Source organism: Glaciihabitans sp. INWT7 (assembly GCF_014217685.1).
GTDB lineage: Bacteria > Actinomycetota > Actinomycetes > Actinomycetales > Microbacteriaceae > Lacisediminihabitans.
The window spans coordinates 1014211-1029875 of record NZ_CP043653.1 but is presented as its reverse complement, the minus strand read 5'-3'; the positions used below and the strand labels follow the sequence as shown (position 1 = coordinate 1029875).

Below are 15665 nucleotides of genomic sequence, written 5' to 3'. Positions count from 1 at the left end.
GCGCTCCACCGGTAAGCCATGATCGAGGGATGACCCGAATCCCTGCCTCCCGAATCGTCGCCGCCATTGGAGCCGCGGTGCTCATCGTCGCTCTCGCGGCCTGCGCCTCGTCATCCCCCTCCTCTTCGTCGTCCTCGAGCGGATCGTCCGGCTACGTCACCTCCGGAAAGCTCACCATCGGCACGGGCCAGCCCGCCTACTTCCCCTGGGTCATCGACGACAAACCGCAGTCGGGCAAGGGCTTCGAGTCCGCGGTCGCCTACGCGGTCGCCGACAAGCTCGGGTTCGCCAAGAAGGATGTCGTCTGGGTGCGCTCCACCTTCGACCAGGCGATCGCGCCGGGCGACAAGGACTTCGACTTCAACCTGCAGCAGTTCTCCATCACGGATGAACGCAAGGCCGACGTCGACTTCTCCTCGTCGTACTACGAGACCACGCAGACCGTGATCACGATCAAGGGTTCCAAGGCGGCGAACGCCACATCGATCTCGGATCTGAAGAACCTCCTCGTCGGCGCTCAGACGGGCACCACGAGCTTCGACGCCATCGAGAAGCAGATCAAGCCCACCGCCGGAGCCCAGGCCTTCAACTCCAACGACGATGCGAAGCTCGCCCTGCAGAGCGGCACGATCGACGCGCTCGTCGTCGACCTGCCCACCGCCTTCTACCTCACCGGTGCGGAGCTCGACGGCGGCAAGATCATCGGACAGCTGCCCAAGCAGACGGGCACCGGAGACCAGTTCGGCCTCGTCCTCGCAAAGGGCAGCCCCCTCACGACGAAGGTGACCGCTGCCGTCGATGCGCTTCGCGCCGACGGCACTCTCGACAAGCTGGCGACCACCTGGCTCGCGAGTTCGGCGGATGCCCCCGTACTCAAGTAGTTTGCAAGGATGACGACTGCCCTGCACGAACCGAGCGCGGTCGAACTCGACCGCCGAGGCTTCCGCCGACGCCAGACTTCACGCTCGGTGCTCATCGCCGTGGTCAGCACTCTGGTGTTCGCCGCGATCGCCTGGTTCGCGATCGTCAACACCCCCGGTTGGCAGCGCGTGCAGCACTCCTTCTTCGATCCGGCGGTGCTCGCGAAGGCCTGGCCGCGGGTGATCGCCGGCCTCTGGCTCAACATCAGGGTGTTGTTCTTCGCCGCGCTCGGGGTTCTGGTGCTCAGCATCATCCTTGCGACCCTTCGCACTCTTCGCGGGCCGATCTTCTTCCCCGTTCGGGCCCTCGTGGCCGGATACACCGACCTGTTCCGCGGGCTGCCGCTCATCATCGTGCTCTATCTCGTGGGATTCGGCATCCCGGGGCTGCGGCTCGATATCCCCCGGTTCCCGGCGGAGTTCTGGGGCACCATCGCACTCATCCTCACCTACTCCGCCTATGTCTCGGAGGTGTTCCGCGCCGGCATCGAGTCGGTGCATCCCTCCCAGCGTCTCGCCGCCCGGTCCCTCGGTCTGAGCCACGGGAAGACGATGAGACTGGTGATCCTGCCTCAGGCGATCCGCAAGGTCACACCGGCGCTCATGAACGACTTCGTCGCCATGCAGAAGGATGTGGGGCTCATCTCGGTGCTCGGGGCCATCGATGCCGTGCGGGCTGCGCAGATCGAGACTGCCTCCTCATTCAACTTCACCCCCTATGTGCTGGCGGGGCTGCTTTTCGTGCTGCTCGCGCTGCCCATGATCCGCCTCACCGACTGGTACACGGCACGAATGCGGGCTCGCGAGCAGGCGGGGTCGATCGTATGAGCCAGTTCGACGACGCGGCGACGCCGCGCGAAGAGGTGCTGCGCCTCGACAACGTCTGGAAGGCGTTCGGAGACACCGAGGTGTTGCGCGGGGTCGATCTCACCGTGGCGAGCCATCAGGTCGTGGCGCTGATCGGGGCGAGCGGGTCGGGAAAGTCCACCCTGCTGCGCACGATCAACCTGCTCGAGCGGGTGGATGACGGCCAGGTATTCCTCCGCGGCACCGACATCAGCCGCCCCCAGACGCGCCCCGATGTCATCCGTGCGCGCATCGGCATGGTCTTCCAGCAGTTCAATCTGTTTCCGCACCTGACTGTGCTCGACAACGTGACCCTCGCGAGCCGCCGGATGCTCGGAGTGGCGCGGGCGACCGCCGAACAGACCGCCAGGCAGCTGCTCGACCAGGTGGGGCTGGCGGATCGCGCCGGAGCCTACCCCGACCGGCTGTCGGGCGGCCAGCAGCAGCGCGTCGCCATCGTGCGCGCCATCGCCACCGATCCGGAGCTCCTGCTGCTCGACGAGATAACCAGTGCCCTCGACCCGGAGCTCGTCGGAGAGGTGCTCGAACTCGTGCGCACCCTTGCCGCCCGCGGCACCACGATCGTGATGGCGACGCACGAGATGGCCTTCGCCCGCGATGTCGCGAATCACGTCGTCTTCCTCGACTCGGGGGTGATCGCCGAGCAGGGGCCACCCGCCCAGCTCTTCGGGGCCCCCCGTGAGACGCGTACCCGCGACTTCCTCTCCCGGTTCACCGGCCTCGTCGGCTAGTCCTCCAGCAGCTCGACGATGACTCCCGGCACCGCGCCGATGAGATCGAGAATCGTCAGCGGTCCGCCGGCGCTCGCCCGGGTGGCCGCGAGCCCGTGGATCACCGACGCCGTCGCGCCGATCCGGGCGAGCAGCGAAGGATCGGCGGCGATCTGCTTCGAATGGGTGGCGACGAGGGCGCCGAGGATGCCGCCCAAGGCATCCCCCGCTCCCGCGGTCGCGAGCCAAGCCGGGGCGGAGGATGCGACGAGGCAGGTCCCATCCGGTGCGGCGACGTAGGTGCTGTGTCCCTTCAGCAGCACCGTCACACCCAGCTTCCTCGCCGACCGGGCGGCGGTCTCGGCGGGGTCTCGGGCGATGTCTTCCGCCGATTCTCCCAGCACCTTGGACAGCTCACGGAAGTGCGGGGTGATGATCGCCGGCCCGCTCGCGCGATCGAGCAGGTCGAGGGCGCCCGCATCGACCACGACCGGGAGCCCGGACTCGAGCGCCGTGGCGAGCCGGTCTGCCGTTGCGGTGTCGCGCAGCGCGGCATCCATGCCGGATCCGATCAACCAGGCCTGCACACGACCGGCGGCGGCCACCGCCTCCGGGCGGCGTTGCAGCACGAATGTCGTCGCCCTCTCGTCTCCGAGATAGCGCACCATTCCCACGCCCGTGTGGAGAGCCGCATCCACTCCGAGCACGGCGGCCCCGGGGTAGGCGGCCGATCCGGTGACCACTCCGAGCACTCCGCGGGAGTACTTGTCGTCATCCGGTGCCGGCACGGCGATGAGACCGGCGGCGTCGCGAGCTGTCCACGGCAGGAAAGTGTTCATGGGTCTCACGATAGTTTGGAAGACGTGACCGATACCGCGCGAGCCCTGAGCATCCCCCACCGAGTCGTCGTCTTCGACTACGGGGAGGTCATCTCCCGGTCGCCGAGCGAGGCCTCCCGTGCCGCTCTCGAAGCCCTCGCCGGAGTCGATCCCCAGCGCTTCCGGGTCGCATACGAGGCCCACCGCGACGGCCTCGACCGCGGCACCACCAGCATTCGCGACTACTGGATGCTGGTGGCCGCCGATACCGGCGCCGACTGGTCGGAGGCACGCATCCACGAGTTGTGGGCTGCCGATTTCACGGGCTGGATCAGTCTCGACCTCGACGTCTTCGACGTCATCGCCGAGCTGCACGCCGGTGGCACCCGTGTCGCGCTCCTCTCCAATGCCGGTTTCGACTTCGCGAGTCCCTTCCGCTACTCCCCGATCGCCCGCTTCTTCGAGCGGATGTTCGTGAGCGCAGAGATGCTCAAGCTCAAACCGGAGGCCGACATCTATCTCGAGGTCGCCCGGGAGCTCGGAATAACCTGTGCGGAAATGGTCTTCATTGACAATAAGCAGGTCAACGTCGACGGCGCAGTGTCGCTCGGCATCACCGGGCACCACGTCGTCGGAGCCGCCGAGCTGCGCCGCTTCCTCCAGACCATTTCAGACAGGTGACCATGTCGAATTCCGCTCTCTTCAGTCCCTATTCGGTGCGTTCCGTCACGATGCGAAATCGCCTCTGGGTCGCGCCGATGTGCGAATACTCTGTGGAGAAGCACGACGGGGTGCCGACAGACTGGCACCTCGTGCACCTCGGTGGATTCGCCAAGGGTGGCGCCGGACTCGTGATCACCGAAGCGACCGCCGTGAGCGCGGAGGGTCGCATCTCCCCCGAAGACACCGGCGTCTACACCGATGAGCAGCGCGATGCGTGGCAGCGGATCGTCTCTTTCCTCCACGCCCACGGCGCCGTCGCCGGCATCCAGCTCGCGCACGCCGGGCGCAAGGCCTCCACCTGGCGTCCCTGGGCTGAGGAGCGCGGGAGCGTGCCGCTGTCGCAGGGAGGCTGGACGGCGGTTGCCCCCTCGGCCGTCGCCTTCACCGGCTACGCCGTTCCCGCCGAACTCGACCGGGCCGGCATCGACGGTGTCGTCGCCGACTTCGCCGCGGCCACCCGGCGGTCCCTCGACGCCGGATTCGACGTGCTCGAGCTCCACGCGGCACACGGTTACCTCCTCCACCAGTTCCTGTCGCCGCTGTCCAACCTCCGCACCGACGAATACGGGGGAAGCCTCGAGAACCGCGCCCGCCTTCTGCTCCGCGTGATCGCCGCCGTTCGAGCCGAAGCGGGCGAGGATGTGCCGCTGTTCGTGCGTTTCTCGGCTACAGACTGGGCGGAGGGCGGCTGGGACCGGGAGCAGACCGCGACGGTCGCCGACTGGGCACGGGATGCCGGCGCCGACTTCTTCGACATCTCCTCCGGGGGTCTCGTCTCCGGCACCACCATCCCGCTCGCACCCGGCTACCAGGTGCCCTTCGCCGACTTCGTGAAACATGCCTCGTCGGTCGAGGTGAGCGCGGTCGGACTCATCACCGAGGCGCAGCAGGCGGAGGAGATCGTCGCCTCCGGCAAGGCCGATGCCGTGATGCTGGCCCGCGCGATCATGCGCGACCCGCACTTCCCGCTTCGCGCCGCGCACGAACTCGGCGTCGAACTGGACTACTGGCCAGACCAGTATCTCCGGGCGAAGTGGCCGGCCTGAGAGTCGTCACGCAGCGCTGAGATCACCTGCGGCGGGTGGCATCCTGCACTTCGCCGACGAGCTCCTCAATGATGTCCTCGAGGAACAGCACGCCCCTCGTCTGCCCGGAGTCGTCGAAGACTCTCGCGAGGTGCACCCCGGAGCGCCTCATCGCCGCGAGGGCGTCTTCGAGGTCCATGCCGCGGAAGATCGAGATGAGCTTGCGAATGCGCTTCGGCGGCACCGGCTCGTCGAATTCGCCGACCTCATCCAGGTCGAGCACGTCCTTGAGATGCAGGTAACCCGTCGGCTCGCCCTCGTCGTTGACCAGCACGTAGCGGGAGAATCCGTTCTGGGCCACCGCGCGCTCGACGTCGGCCGGTGTCGCGGCTTCGGAGAGACTCACCAGGTGGGGCATCCCGACGGCGATGTCCTTCACCTTCTTGGCGCTGAACTCGAATGCCGCGTTGAGGGCGCCGATGGAGTCGGTGAGCACACCCTCCTTCGTGGACTGCGCCACGATGTTGGCCACTTCATCGACGGTGAATGCGCTGTTCGCTTCATTCTTGGGTTCCACCCGGAAGAGGCGCAGCACCGCGTTCGCCGTCGCGTTGAGGGCGTAGATGATCGGACGGAAGACCATCGAGATGAAGACGAGCGGCGGCGCGAGGATGAGCGCCGCTCGATCCGGAACCGAGAACGACAGGTTCTTCGGCACCATCTCGCCGATCACGACGTGCAGGAACGAGACGACGATCAAGGCGATCACGAAGGCGATGGTGCCGACCACGTCCTCTGGCAGGTGGGTGAGGGCGAGCGGATACTCCAGAAGGTGATGGATGGCCGGCTCGGAGACGTTGAGGATGAGCAGCGAACACACCGTGATGCCGAGCTGGCTGGTGGCGAGCATCATCGTGGCGTGTTCCATCGCGTAGAGCGTCGACTTCGCCGCACGACTCCCCGCTTCGGCCCGCGGCTCGATCTGGGATCGGCGTGCCGAGATCACGGCGAACTCCGCACCGACGAAGAAGCCGTTGATCAGAAGCAGGATCACCAGCCAGGCGATGCCCCAGGTGTCGCTCACGAGGATGCTCCGTCCGTGATCACCGAGGGGTCTGCGGTGGGCGTGTAGCGCACGCGGTCGATGCGCCGGCCGTCGAGACGCTCGACCCGGAACACGCCGCCCTCCACCACCACGGTGTCGCCCACGAGCGGCAGCCTGCCGAGCTCGCTCATCATGAAGCCGCCGACCGTCTCGTAGGGCCCCTCTTCCGGGATCACCACATCGGCGCGCTCGAGAAGTTCGTCCGGCCGAAGCATTCCGGGGAAGGTGAGCCAGTCCCGCGAACGAACAACGCCGGCGAGCGTGCGGTCGTGTTCGTCCGCCACCTCGCCGACGAGCTCTTCCACGAGGTCCTCGAGCGTCACGACCCCGGCGGTGCCGCCGTACTCGTCCACCACCACGGCCATCTGGTAGCCCCGTCCGCGCAACTCGCCGAGCAGCACATCGAGCTTCATCGTCTCCGGCACGCGCAACGCATCGGACTGCAGGGCGGAGACCGGCACATCCGCCCGCTTCTCCCTCGGCACGGCGACAGCCTGCTTCACATGCACGAGTCCAACGACATCATCGATCGAATCGTCGATCACCGGGAACCGGGAGAATCCGGTGCGCTGGGCGAGCGCGATCACGGTGTGCGCCGAATCCGTGCGGTCGACACTGGACACCCGGGGGCGCGGAGTCATCACGTCGGCGGCGATGTGCTCGCTGAACACGAGGGTGCGGGCGAGGAGCGTCGCGGTGTCGCGGTCGAGGCTCCCCTCGGTGGCGGAGCGGCGCACAAGAGAGCGCAATTCCTCGGCGGTGCGGGCGGAGGAGAGCTCCTCTTTCGGCTCGATCCCCACGGACCGCAGAATGACGTTCGCGGTGTTGTTGAGCAGCGTCACGAAGGGACGGAATACCGCGGTGAATCCCACTTGGAAAGGGATCACCAGTTTGGCCGTCGGCAGCGGAAGGGCCAGGGCGAAGTTCTTCGGCACGAGTTCACCGACGATCATCGAGAGCAGGGTGGCCAGCACGATCGCCAGCACCGAGGAGATGACCGTCGTCACGGCGGTGGTCAACCCGAGGCCGGAAAGGGGCTCCGACAGGAGCCCTCCGATCGCCGGTTCCATCGTGTAGCCGGTGAGCAGCGTCGTGAGGGTGATGCCCAGTTGCGCGCTCGAAAGGTGCGTCGAGGTGATCTTGAGGGCACCGATGGTGAGGCCGAGACGCTTCTCTCCCCGCGCCATCCGGGATTCGAGATCGGACCGGTTGAGATTGACGAGCGAGAACTCCGAGGCGACGAAGAAGCCGGTGCCGACGGTGAGCAGGAGACCGACGCCGAGCATGATCAACTCATACACGGGCATCACCGCGAGCAGTGAGTGGGGCAGGGCGCCATGAAGGGGGGTCGTCCATTATTCGGTCAAGTGTACGGGACGCCACCTGCCAAATGGCCGGTGCTACCAGCTGACGGGCAGCGCCTTGCCCTCTTCGTAGCCCGCCGCGGACTGGATGCCGACCAGGGCCCGCTCGTGGAACTCGGCGAGGTTCGCCGCGCCGGCGTAGGTGAGCGATGAACGCACCCCGGAGGTGATCATGTCGAGGAGGTCTTCGACAGAGGGACGCAGGGGGTCGAGGTAGATCTTCGACGACGAGATCCCCTCCGCAAAGAGCGTCTTCCGGGCGAGCTCGTAGGGATCGAGGCGATCGAATCGATCGTGCACGGCCTTGGTGGACGCCATGCCCCAGCTCTCTTTGTAGAGCCGACCGGCCGCATCCGTCTCGAGGGTGCCGGGTGCTTCGATGGTTCCGGCGAACCAGGATCCGATCATCACGGATGAGGCCCCCGCGGCGAGCGCGAGGGCGACGTCCCGCGGATACCGCACGCCACCATCCGCCCAGACCTGCGCTCCGAGCTCGCGCGCGGCTTCGGCGGTCTCGAGCACGGCGGAGAACTGGGGGCGTCCGACGGCCGTCATCATGCGGGTGGTGCACATGGCTCCGGGTCCGACACCGACCTTGACGATGTCAGCCCCCGCGGCCACGAGATCCTTCACCGCGGCTGTCGTCACCACGTTGCCGGCGACGATGGGCACGCTGAGCCCGAGAGCCTTGACGGCGCGGATCGCGCGCAACATGCCCTCCTGGTGTCCATGGGCGGTGTCGAGCACCAGCACGTCGACGCCGGCTGAGGCGAGAGCGGCGGCCTTGCCCGCGACATCCCCGTTGATTCCGACGGCCGCGGCGACACGGAGCCGGCCGTTCGCGTCGAGTGCCGGCTGGTAGAGCGTGGAGCGCAACGCGCTGGTGCGACTGAGCGTGCCGACGACGGCACCGTGGTGCAGCACCGGAGCGAATTCGAGATCCGCGGCGACCATCAGGTCGAAGGCGGCCCGTGCGTCAGTGACGTCATCAGCGTCGATCGACGCGAGCGCGCCGTGCAACAGGTCGCCGAGACGGGCATCGGGCAGCGCCGTGCCGAGGCGGAGCGCCGGGATGCAGCCGACGAAGGCGCCATGCTCGTCAGTGACGACGATTCCGTGACCGCCGATCGGTGGGATCTGACGGAGCGCTTCTGCCACGGTCTGGTCCGCCGAGAGGAAGAGGGGGGTGTCGAAGGCCACCGGCTGTGCCTTCACCCAGCGGATGGCCGCGTCGAGATCTTGCAGGTGGAGATCTTGGGGTAGCACGGCGAGCCCTCCGCGGCGCGCGAGAGTCGCCGCGAGCCGCGGACCGGTCACCGAGTTCATGTTCGCGGAGACGATCGGAATCGTCGCGCCGGTGCCATCCTCCGGCGCGAGCGACACCGCAAGGCGGCTGCCGACATCCGAATGGCTTGGCACCAGGAAGACGTCGGAGTAGGTGAGGTCGTGCCGGGGGGTCGTCTCGTAAAACTCCATGGTTTTAAAGGTAATCCCTCGCCGCTAGGCACGGAGGGCCGCTCCGATGCGATTAAGCTTGAAGTGTCTGTGGCCAGCGTGGAACACCGGTCCGCACACCGATGAGATCAGTGAGAACAGCGATTCAAAGAGAGTGGGCGATCGGCTGTGTCTAGCCAAGTGACCGGAGTGGCATCAGAAGATGGATCCTCCGGTGAATTCGGAGCGAACGAGTGGCTCGTCGATGAGATGTACGAACGTTTCATCGTCGATCGCAACTCGGTAGACCAGTCGTGGTGGCCGATCCTCGAGAGCTACCACCAGACCACTGTGGAGGCCTCCTCCACTCCCCCGGCGCCGACCCCTCCCGCTGCCCCCGCCGAGCCGAGCGCTCCGTCGCAGCCCGCGGCTCCCGCCGAGCCCGTCGCGCCCCAGGCCCCCGTAGAAGCCGCCCCTTCGGCCCCGGCCCCGGCCCCGGCCCCGGTTGAGCCGCCCACGACCACCGGCAGCCAGCCCATCGCCCGTACGACCTCCATTCAGCCGAAGCCGCAGCCGATCCCGGCGCAGGCGCCCGAAACCTCCCCCCAGACCGCACCGATCGCCACGACGGATGCCGCGACCGCCGAGCCACAGGACGTGGTCTCCCCGCTCAAGGGCATGTCGAAGTCGCTCGCCGCGAACATGGATGCCAGCCTCACCGTGCCGACGGCGACCAGCGTGCGCACTATCCCGGCCAAGCTGATGATCGACAACCGCATCGTGATCAACAACCACCTCAAGCGCGCCCGCGGCGGCAAGGTGTCGTTCACCCATCTCATCGCGTGGGCTCTCGTGCAGACGCTCAAGGAGTTTCCGAGCCAGAACGTCTACTACGAAGAGGTCGACGGCAAGCCCTCGGTCGTCGCACCGGCGCACATCAACCTCGCGATCGCGATCGATCTGCCGAAGCCCGACGGCACCCGGGCACTGCTCGTACCCGGCATCAAGAACACCGAGACGATGGGCTTCCAGGAGTTCCTCGTAGCGTACGAGGACGTGGTCACCCGCGCCCGCAACAACAAGCTGACCGCCGCGGACTACGCCGGCAACACTATCTCGCTCACCAACCCGGGCGGAATCGGCACCGAGCATTCCGTGCCGCGTCTCATGAAGGGGGCCGGCGCCATCATCGGAGCGGGCGCCCTCGAGTACCCGGCCGAGTTCCAGGGCATGTCGCTCACGACTCTCGCCGATCTCGGCATCGGCAAGACGATCACGCTCACGTCGACCTACGATCACCGCGTCATCCAGGGAGCCGGCTCCGGCGAGTTCCTCAAGAAGGTGCACGAGCTGCTCATCGGCCAGCGCGACTTCTACCAGGGCATCTTCTCCGACCTGCGCATCCCCTACGACCCGATCCACTGGGCGAGCGACATCCACGTCGACCTCGGCAACCAGGTGGGCAAGACCGCCCGGGTGCAGGAGCTCATCAATTCGTTCCGCGTGCGCGGGCATCTCATGGCCGATGTCGACCCGCTCGAATACAAGCAGCGCACCCACCCCGACCTCGACATCTCGAGCCATGGGCTCACCTTCTGGGACCTCGACCGTGAGTTCGTCACGGGTGGATTCGGCGGCAAGCGTGCCGCGCTGCTTCGCGAGATCCTCGGCGTGCTCCGCGACTCCTACTGCCGCACCATCGGCATCGAGTACATGCACATCCAAGACCCGGAGCAGCGTGCCTGGATCCAGCAGCACGTGGAGAAGGTCTACACGAAGCCCACGAAGGACGAACAGCTTCGCATCCTCGGCAAGCTGAACGAGGCCGAGGCCTTCGAGACCTTCCTGCAGACCAAGTACGTCGGCCAGAAGCGCTTCAGCCTCGAGGGCGGCGAATCCACCATCGCCCTCCTGGATGCTCTGCTCCAGGGCGCTGCCGAAGCCGACCTCGACGAGGTCGCCATCGGCATGGCCCACCGCGGGCGTCTCAACGTCCTCACCAACATCGCGGGCAAGACGTACGGTCAGATCTTCCGCGAGTTCGAGGGAACCCAGGATCCCCGCACCGTGCAGGGCTCCGGTGACGTCAAGTACCACCTCGGCACCGAGGGCACCTTCACGAGCGCGAAGGGCGACCAGATCCCGGTCTACCTCGCCGCGAACCCGTCCCACCTCGAGGCCGTCGACGGCGTGCTCGAGGGCATCGTGCGCGCCAAGCAGGACCGCAAGCCGATCGGCACCTTCAGCGTGCTGCCGGTGATGGTGCACGGCGACGCCGCGATGGCCGGCCAGGGCATCGTCTCCGAGATCCTGCAGATGTCCCAGCTGCGCGCCTACCGCACCGGCGGAACCGTGCACGTCAACATCAACAACCAGGTGGGCTTCACGACTCCTCCCGGGGAGGGTCGCACGTCGATCTACTCAACGGATGTCGCGAAGACCATCCAGGCCCCGATCTTCCATGTGAACGGCGACGACCCAGAGGCCGTCATCCGGGTGGCCGAGCTCGCCTTCGCCTACCGCCAGAAGTTCCATCGGGACGTGGTCATCGACCTCATCTGCTACCGCCGCCGCGGTCACAACGAGGGCGACGACCCGTCGATGACCCAGCCGCTGATGTACAACCTCATCGAGGCCAAGCGCGGCGTGCGCACCCTCTACGTCGAGGCTCTCGTCGGTCGAGGCGACATCACGCAGGAGGAGTACGACGCCGCCCACGCCGACTTCCAGGACCGCCTCGAGCGTGCCTTCGCCGAGACCCACGCGGCGCAGACCGGGTCGATGCCGATCATCACCGCGGACGGCAACGCCGTCTCCGACCTCGAACGACCGGGATCCCAGCAGGACGACCGTTCCGGCGAGCCCACCTCCACCGCGGTGAGCGAAGCCGTGATCACCACCATCGGAGATGCCCACGACAACCCGCCTGCCGGGTTCACGGTGCATCCGAAGCTCCAGCAGCTGCTCAAGAAGCGCACCGAGATGAGCCGGAACGGATCGATCGACTGGGGCTTCGGCGAGTTGCTGGCCCTCGGCTCGCTGCTGCTCGAAGGCACCCCGGTGCGGATGGCCGGCCAGGACACCCGACGCGGCACCTTCGTGCAGCGCCACGCGGTGCTCCACGACCGTCTCAACGGCCAGGAATGGCTGCCGCTCGGCAACCTCAGCGACAACCAGGCCCGGTTCTGGATCTACGACACGCTGCTGAGCGAATACGCCGCGATGGGCTTCGAGTACGGCTACTCGGTCGAACGAGCCGACGCGCTCGTGCTCTGGGAGGCTCAGTTCGGTGACTTCGCCGATGGTGCCCAGATCATCATCGACGAGTTCATCTCGAGCGCAGAGCAGAAGTGGGGCCAGCGCTCCAGCGTCGTGCTGCTGTTGCCCCACGGCTACGAGGGCCAGGGTCCGGACCATTCATCCGCCCGGATCGAGCGCTACCTGCAGCTCTGCGCCGAGAACAACATGACCGTGGCGCGGCCGTCGACCCCGGCATCGTATTTCCACCTGCTGCGCCGTCAGGCCTATGCCCGGCCGCGTCGACCGCTCATCGTCTTCACCCCGAAGGCGATGCTGCGACTGCGGGGGGCGACGAGCGACATCGCCGAGTTTACGAACGGCAAGTTCGAGCCGGTCATCGACGATTCGAGGATCACCGACAAGGGCGCCGTCAAGCGGGTCGTGCTGCACGCCGGCAAGATCCACTACGACCTGCTCGCCGAGGTGGAGAAGCGCCAGCAGACGGATGTCGCGCTCGTGCGTCTCGAGCAGTACTACCCGTTGCCGCAGCAGCAGCTGAAGGCCGTGCTCGAGCAGTACCCGAACGCCGAGCTGATGTGGGCGCAGGAAGAGCCGGAGAACATGGGAGCCTGGCCGTTCATCTGCCTCGAACTGGCGAAGCGCCTCGACGAGGGCCACACGATCTCGGTCGCCTCTCGTCCGGCATCCGCGAGCCCCGCCACCGGATCAGCCAAGCGCAGCGCTCAGGAGCTCATCGACCTGATGGACCACGCCCTGACGGTTCGATAGGAGTTCTGCGCCAAGAGCCCGCCCCCTTCCGGTGGCGGGCTCTTGGCCTGTGCGACGTGGCGGGCACGTGTCCGGGGCCACGAAGTCGGGGCGCAAACGACGATCGTGAGGGTGCAGAGCGGACTCCGGGTCACGTCTCCCATCGACACTTGGATCCAGGGCGGCGGGCCGAGGAGACGTCAGTGGTTCGACTGCAGGGTGCGCAGCGTGAGCAGGACCTGGTCGCGCAGGTCGCTCGGTGCGGTCTCGCGGCACGCACGCTGCACGGCCTGCGTCAGCACGATTCCCACGTGCGCTTCACCGGTGCAGTCATCGCAGTTCGCGATGTGCTCGGCGATGTCCGCGGCATCCGCCTTGGCCAATTCATTGTGCAGGTACTCTTCGAGTTCGGCTTTCGCCTTGTCGCATCCGCAGTCGGTCATTTCTTCTTACTCCCAGCAGTGGCAGGTTGGGCACGCGTTCCCGAGGTGTTGATGCCTCGTTCGATCGCGTACTCGGAGAGCAGGTCCCGCAGCATCCGCCTGCCACGATGCAGGCGGCTCATGACGGTACCCACGGGGGTCTTCATGATGTCGGCGATCTCCTGATAGGAGAAGCCCTCGACGTCGGCGAAGTAGACGGCCATCCGGAAATCCTCCGGGATGGCCTGAAGGGCATCCTTCACCGCGCTGTCGGGCAGATGATCGATCGCCTCTGCCTCGGCCGAGCGGGTGGATCGACCCTGGGTCACCGATTCGGCACCGCCGAGCTGCCAGTCCTCGAGTTCGTCGATGGTTCCCTGGTAGGGGTCGCGCTGCTTCTTGCGGTAGTTGTTGATGAAGGTGTTGGTGAGGATGCGGTACAGCCAGGCCTTGAGATTCGTTCCCTGCTGGAACTGGGCGAAGGCGGCGAACGCCTTGACGAAGGTCTCCTGCACCAGGTCGGCGGCATCGGACGGGTTGCGCGTCATCCGGAGGCCGGCGGCGTACAGCTGATCCATGAAGGGGATCGCCTGGGCCTCGAAGAGCGTGCGGACGTCCACTACTGGCGTCTCCGGCTCTGCGGTCGCGACCTCGGATGCCGCGGCTTCCGGGTCGGCGGGAGTGGCGGTGTCATCCTTCGAAGTGCTCATCGCCGCCAAGCTTACTTCGCTGCGCCAGCGAGAGGCCTGGCCGCTGAGTGGGGCTGCGGGCCCCATCACGGCGGGGCGCTCGAGCAGAACGGGCACGGGTCATCCTCTCCTCGGCAGCATCCCTTCTGGGTGCGGTGCCGATACCCTTAGTAACCAATGCATGTATTCAAGTATTCCGGCCCCGAATTCAACCCTTTCGGCGACGAGGGGCTGATCCTGGGCGGCGAGCCCGGGCCGTGGGCCGCGCCCCTCGCAACCGGGCCCCTCGCCGCCCGCCTCGCGCTGCCCGGATCGAAGTCCCTCACCAATCGCGAACTCGTGCTCTCGGCGATCGCGAGCGGTCCCTCCACCCTGCGCGCACCGCTCCACTCGCGCGACACTGCGCTGATGATCCAGGCCCTTCGCGCCCTCGGCACGGACATCGTCGAGCTGCCGGGAGACTCCCCCTTCGGTCCCGATCTCTTCATCACCCCCGGGGAACTCTCCGGCGGCACCTCGATCGACTGCGGGCTCGCCGGAACGGTGATGCGTTTCCTGCCCCCGATCGCCGCTCTGGCGCTCGGACCCGTCGCCTTCGACGGTGATGAATCCGCCCGCAAACGCCCGATGCGCACGACCATCGATTCGCTTCGGGCGCTGGGGGTGGATGTCAGCGACGACGGCCGCGGGAAGCTCCCGTTCAGTCTCTACGCCACCGGTTCCGTCGCCGGCGGGGAGATCGAGATCGATGCCTCCGCGTCGAGCCAATTCGTCTCCGGACTGCTCCTGGCCGGGGCACGTTTCACCGAGGGCCTCACCCTCAGGCACATCGGGGACGGGCTTCCGAGCCTCGCGCACATCGACATGACCATCGCAACCCTCGCCCGCCGCGGCGTTGCGGTGCAGAACCCCGAACCCGGAGTCTGGATCGTTCCGCCCGGCGAGATCGCAGGCATCGAGATCGACATCGAACCCGATCTCTCCAATGCCGGCCCGTTCCTGGGTGCTGCGCTCGTCGCCGGGGGGTCGGTCACCGTCACGGGATGGCCAACCCACACGACGCAGGTCGGCGCCGAGATGGCGTCGATCCTCACCGAGATGGGCGGCGAGGTCTCGTTCGCCGAGACGGGCGACGGGCTCGGTGACCTCACCGTCACGGGCACGGGCATGCTCCGTGGCATCCGCCTCGACAATGCGAGCGAGCTGGCCCCGACCATCGCAGCCATCGCCGCCCTCGCGGAGGGGGAGACCGTGCTCACCGGCATCGCCCACCTGCGCGGGCACGAGACCGACCGGCTCGCGGCTCTCGCCGCGGAGATCAACGGTCTCGGCGGCGACGTGACCGAGACCGACGACGGTCTCGTCATCCGCCCGCGTCAGCTGCACGGCGGACTCTGGCACAGCTACGAAGACCATCGCATGGCGACGGCCGGCGCGATCATCGGACTCGCGGTCGACGGGGTGGCCGTGAACGACATCGCCACGACGGCCAAGACCCTCCCCCAGTTCCCCGAGCTCTGGACCGCCTCCCTGCTCGGCCTCCGCGCCCGCTCCGCCGATCCGCTCGACCTGATCTGAAG

At 67.1% G+C, this 15665-nt stretch carries 13 protein-coding genes; 7 read left to right on the top strand and 6 right to left on the bottom strand.

The annotated features are described in order from the left end of the window. The first annotated feature begins 29 nt into the window (after positions 1-29). The 3 genes from F1C58_RS05090 to F1C58_RS05080 are packed head-to-tail and all read left to right on the top strand — an operon-like array spanning position 30 to position 2518. On the top strand, positions 30-881 hold the full coding sequence (locus F1C58_RS05090) for an ABC transporter substrate-binding protein (protein ID WP_185203129.1): 852 nt from the start codon (positions 30-32) through the stop codon (positions 879-881). A 9-nt stretch (positions 882-890) separates the two neighbouring features. Beyond that, positions 891-1748 (top strand): amino acid ABC transporter permease, encoded by an 858-nt coding sequence (locus F1C58_RS05085; protein WP_185203127.1) that lies wholly within the window; start codon positions 891-893, stop codon positions 1746-1748. Next, positions 1745-2518 (top strand): amino acid ABC transporter ATP-binding protein, encoded by a 774-nt coding sequence (locus F1C58_RS05080; protein WP_185203125.1) that lies wholly within the window; start codon positions 1745-1747, stop codon positions 2516-2518. The genes F1C58_RS05085 and F1C58_RS05080 overlap by 4 nt, the downstream gene beginning before the upstream one ends. Here the strand turns inward: F1C58_RS05080 and F1C58_RS05075 are convergent. Further along, the gene (locus F1C58_RS05075) at positions 2515-3336 is read right to left on the bottom strand and encodes an ADP/ATP-dependent (S)-NAD(P)H-hydrate dehydratase (RefSeq protein WP_185203123.1); all 822 of its coding nucleotides are present in this window, start codon (positions 3334-3336) and stop codon (positions 2515-2517) included. The two genes, F1C58_RS05080 and F1C58_RS05075, sit on opposite strands and share 4 nt — an antisense overlap. Positions 3337-3360: 24 nt before the next feature. Between F1C58_RS05075 and F1C58_RS05070 the strand changes: the two genes are divergently transcribed. Together F1C58_RS05070 and F1C58_RS05065 are read left to right on the top strand one after the other, a co-directional pair. Next, positions 3361-3996 (top strand): HAD family phosphatase, encoded by a 636-nt coding sequence (locus tag F1C58_RS05070; RefSeq protein WP_185203121.1) that lies wholly within the window; start codon positions 3361-3363, stop codon positions 3994-3996. 2 nt (positions 3997-3998) lie between these two features. Then, positions 3999-5084, top strand: coding sequence for an NADH:flavin oxidoreductase/NADH oxidase (locus F1C58_RS05065; protein WP_185203119.1), 1086 nt, complete (start codon positions 3999-4001; stop codon positions 5082-5084). 22 nt (positions 5085-5106) lie between these two features. On the opposite strand, the gene F1C58_RS05060 is transcribed toward F1C58_RS05065, so the two are convergent. The 3 genes from F1C58_RS05060 to F1C58_RS05050 all read right to left on the bottom strand — a co-directional run bounded on the left by F1C58_RS05060 (position 5107) and on the right by F1C58_RS05050 (position 9008). After that, entirely contained in the window at positions 5107-6147 is a 1041-nt protein-coding gene (locus tag F1C58_RS05060; protein WP_185203118.1) for a hemolysin family protein, read from the bottom strand. Next, positions 6144-7454, bottom strand: coding sequence for a hemolysin family protein (locus F1C58_RS05055; RefSeq protein ID WP_185203997.1), 1311 nt, complete (start codon positions 7452-7454; stop codon positions 6144-6146). The genes F1C58_RS05060 and F1C58_RS05055 overlap by 4 nt, the downstream gene beginning before the upstream one ends. A gap of 114 nt (positions 7455-7568) precedes the next feature. Continuing rightward, positions 7569-9008 (bottom strand): GuaB1 family IMP dehydrogenase-related protein, encoded by a 1440-nt coding sequence (locus F1C58_RS05050; RefSeq protein ID WP_185203116.1) that lies wholly within the window; start codon positions 9006-9008, stop codon positions 7569-7571. Between the two features lie 147 nt (positions 9009-9155). On the opposite strand from F1C58_RS05050, the gene F1C58_RS05045 reads away from it, so the two are divergent. Continuing rightward, the gene (locus F1C58_RS05045) at positions 9156-12995 is read left to right on the top strand and encodes a multifunctional oxoglutarate decarboxylase/oxoglutarate dehydrogenase thiamine pyrophosphate-binding subunit/dihydrolipoyllysine-residue succinyltransferase subunit (protein ID WP_185203114.1); all 3840 of its coding nucleotides are present in this window, start codon (positions 9156-9158) and stop codon (positions 12993-12995) included. Positions 12996-13174: 179 nt separating this feature from the next. Here the strand turns inward: F1C58_RS05045 and F1C58_RS05040 are convergent, their stop codons facing one another. Then, complete coding sequence (locus F1C58_RS05040) at positions 13175-13417, bottom strand: anti-sigma factor (protein WP_185203112.1); 243 nt, start codon at positions 13415-13417, stop codon at positions 13175-13177. Then, on the bottom strand, positions 13414-14106 hold the full coding sequence (locus F1C58_RS05035) for a sigma-70 family RNA polymerase sigma factor (RefSeq protein ID WP_185203110.1): 693 nt from the start codon (positions 14104-14106) through the stop codon (positions 13414-13416). Before F1C58_RS05035 ends, F1C58_RS05040 begins: the two co-directional genes overlap by 4 nt. 156 nt (positions 14107-14262) lie before the next feature. On the opposite strand from F1C58_RS05035, the gene aroA reads away from it, so the two are divergent. After that, positions 14263-15663, top strand: coding sequence for a 3-phosphoshikimate 1-carboxyvinyltransferase (gene aroA, locus F1C58_RS05030; protein WP_185203108.1), 1401 nt, complete (start codon positions 14263-14265; stop codon positions 15661-15663). Positions 15664-15665: the final 2 nt, after the last annotated feature.

Bases quoted from the DNA above. Each gene is read 5' to 3' on its own strand.
- F1C58_RS05065 (WP_185203119.1), top strand. From the start codon at position 3,999: ATGTCGAATTCCGCTCTCTTCAGTCCCTATTCGGTGCGTTCCGTCACG.
- F1C58_RS05055 (WP_185203997.1), bottom strand. From the start codon at position 7,454: ATGCTCGGCGTCGGTCTCCTGCTCACCGTCGGCACCGGCTTCTTCGTC.
- F1C58_RS05075 (WP_185203123.1), bottom strand. From the start codon at position 3,336: ATGAACACTTTCCTGCCGTGGACAGCTCGCGACGCCGCCGGTCTCATC.
- F1C58_RS05080 (WP_185203125.1), top strand. From the start codon at position 1,745: ATGAGCCAGTTCGACGACGCGGCGACGCCGCGCGAAGAGGTGCTGCGC.
- F1C58_RS05040 (WP_185203112.1), bottom strand. From the start codon at position 13,417: ATGACCGACTGCGGATGCGACAAGGCGAAAGCCGAACTCGAAGAGTAC.
- aroA (WP_185203108.1), top strand. From the start codon at position 14,263: ATGCATGTATTCAAGTATTCCGGCCCCGAATTCAACCCTTTCGGCGAC.
- F1C58_RS05050 (WP_185203116.1), bottom strand. From the start codon at position 9,008: ATGGAGTTTTACGAGACGACCCCCCGGCACGACCTCACCTACTCCGAC.
- F1C58_RS05090 (WP_185203129.1), top strand. From the start codon at position 30: ATGACCCGAATCCCTGCCTCCCGAATCGTCGCCGCCATTGGAGCCGCG.
- F1C58_RS05035 (WP_185203110.1), bottom strand. From the start codon at position 14,106: ATGAGCACTTCGAAGGATGACACCGCCACTCCCGCCGACCCGGAAGCC.
- F1C58_RS05085 (WP_185203127.1), top strand. From the start codon at position 891: ATGACGACTGCCCTGCACGAACCGAGCGCGGTCGAACTCGACCGCCGA.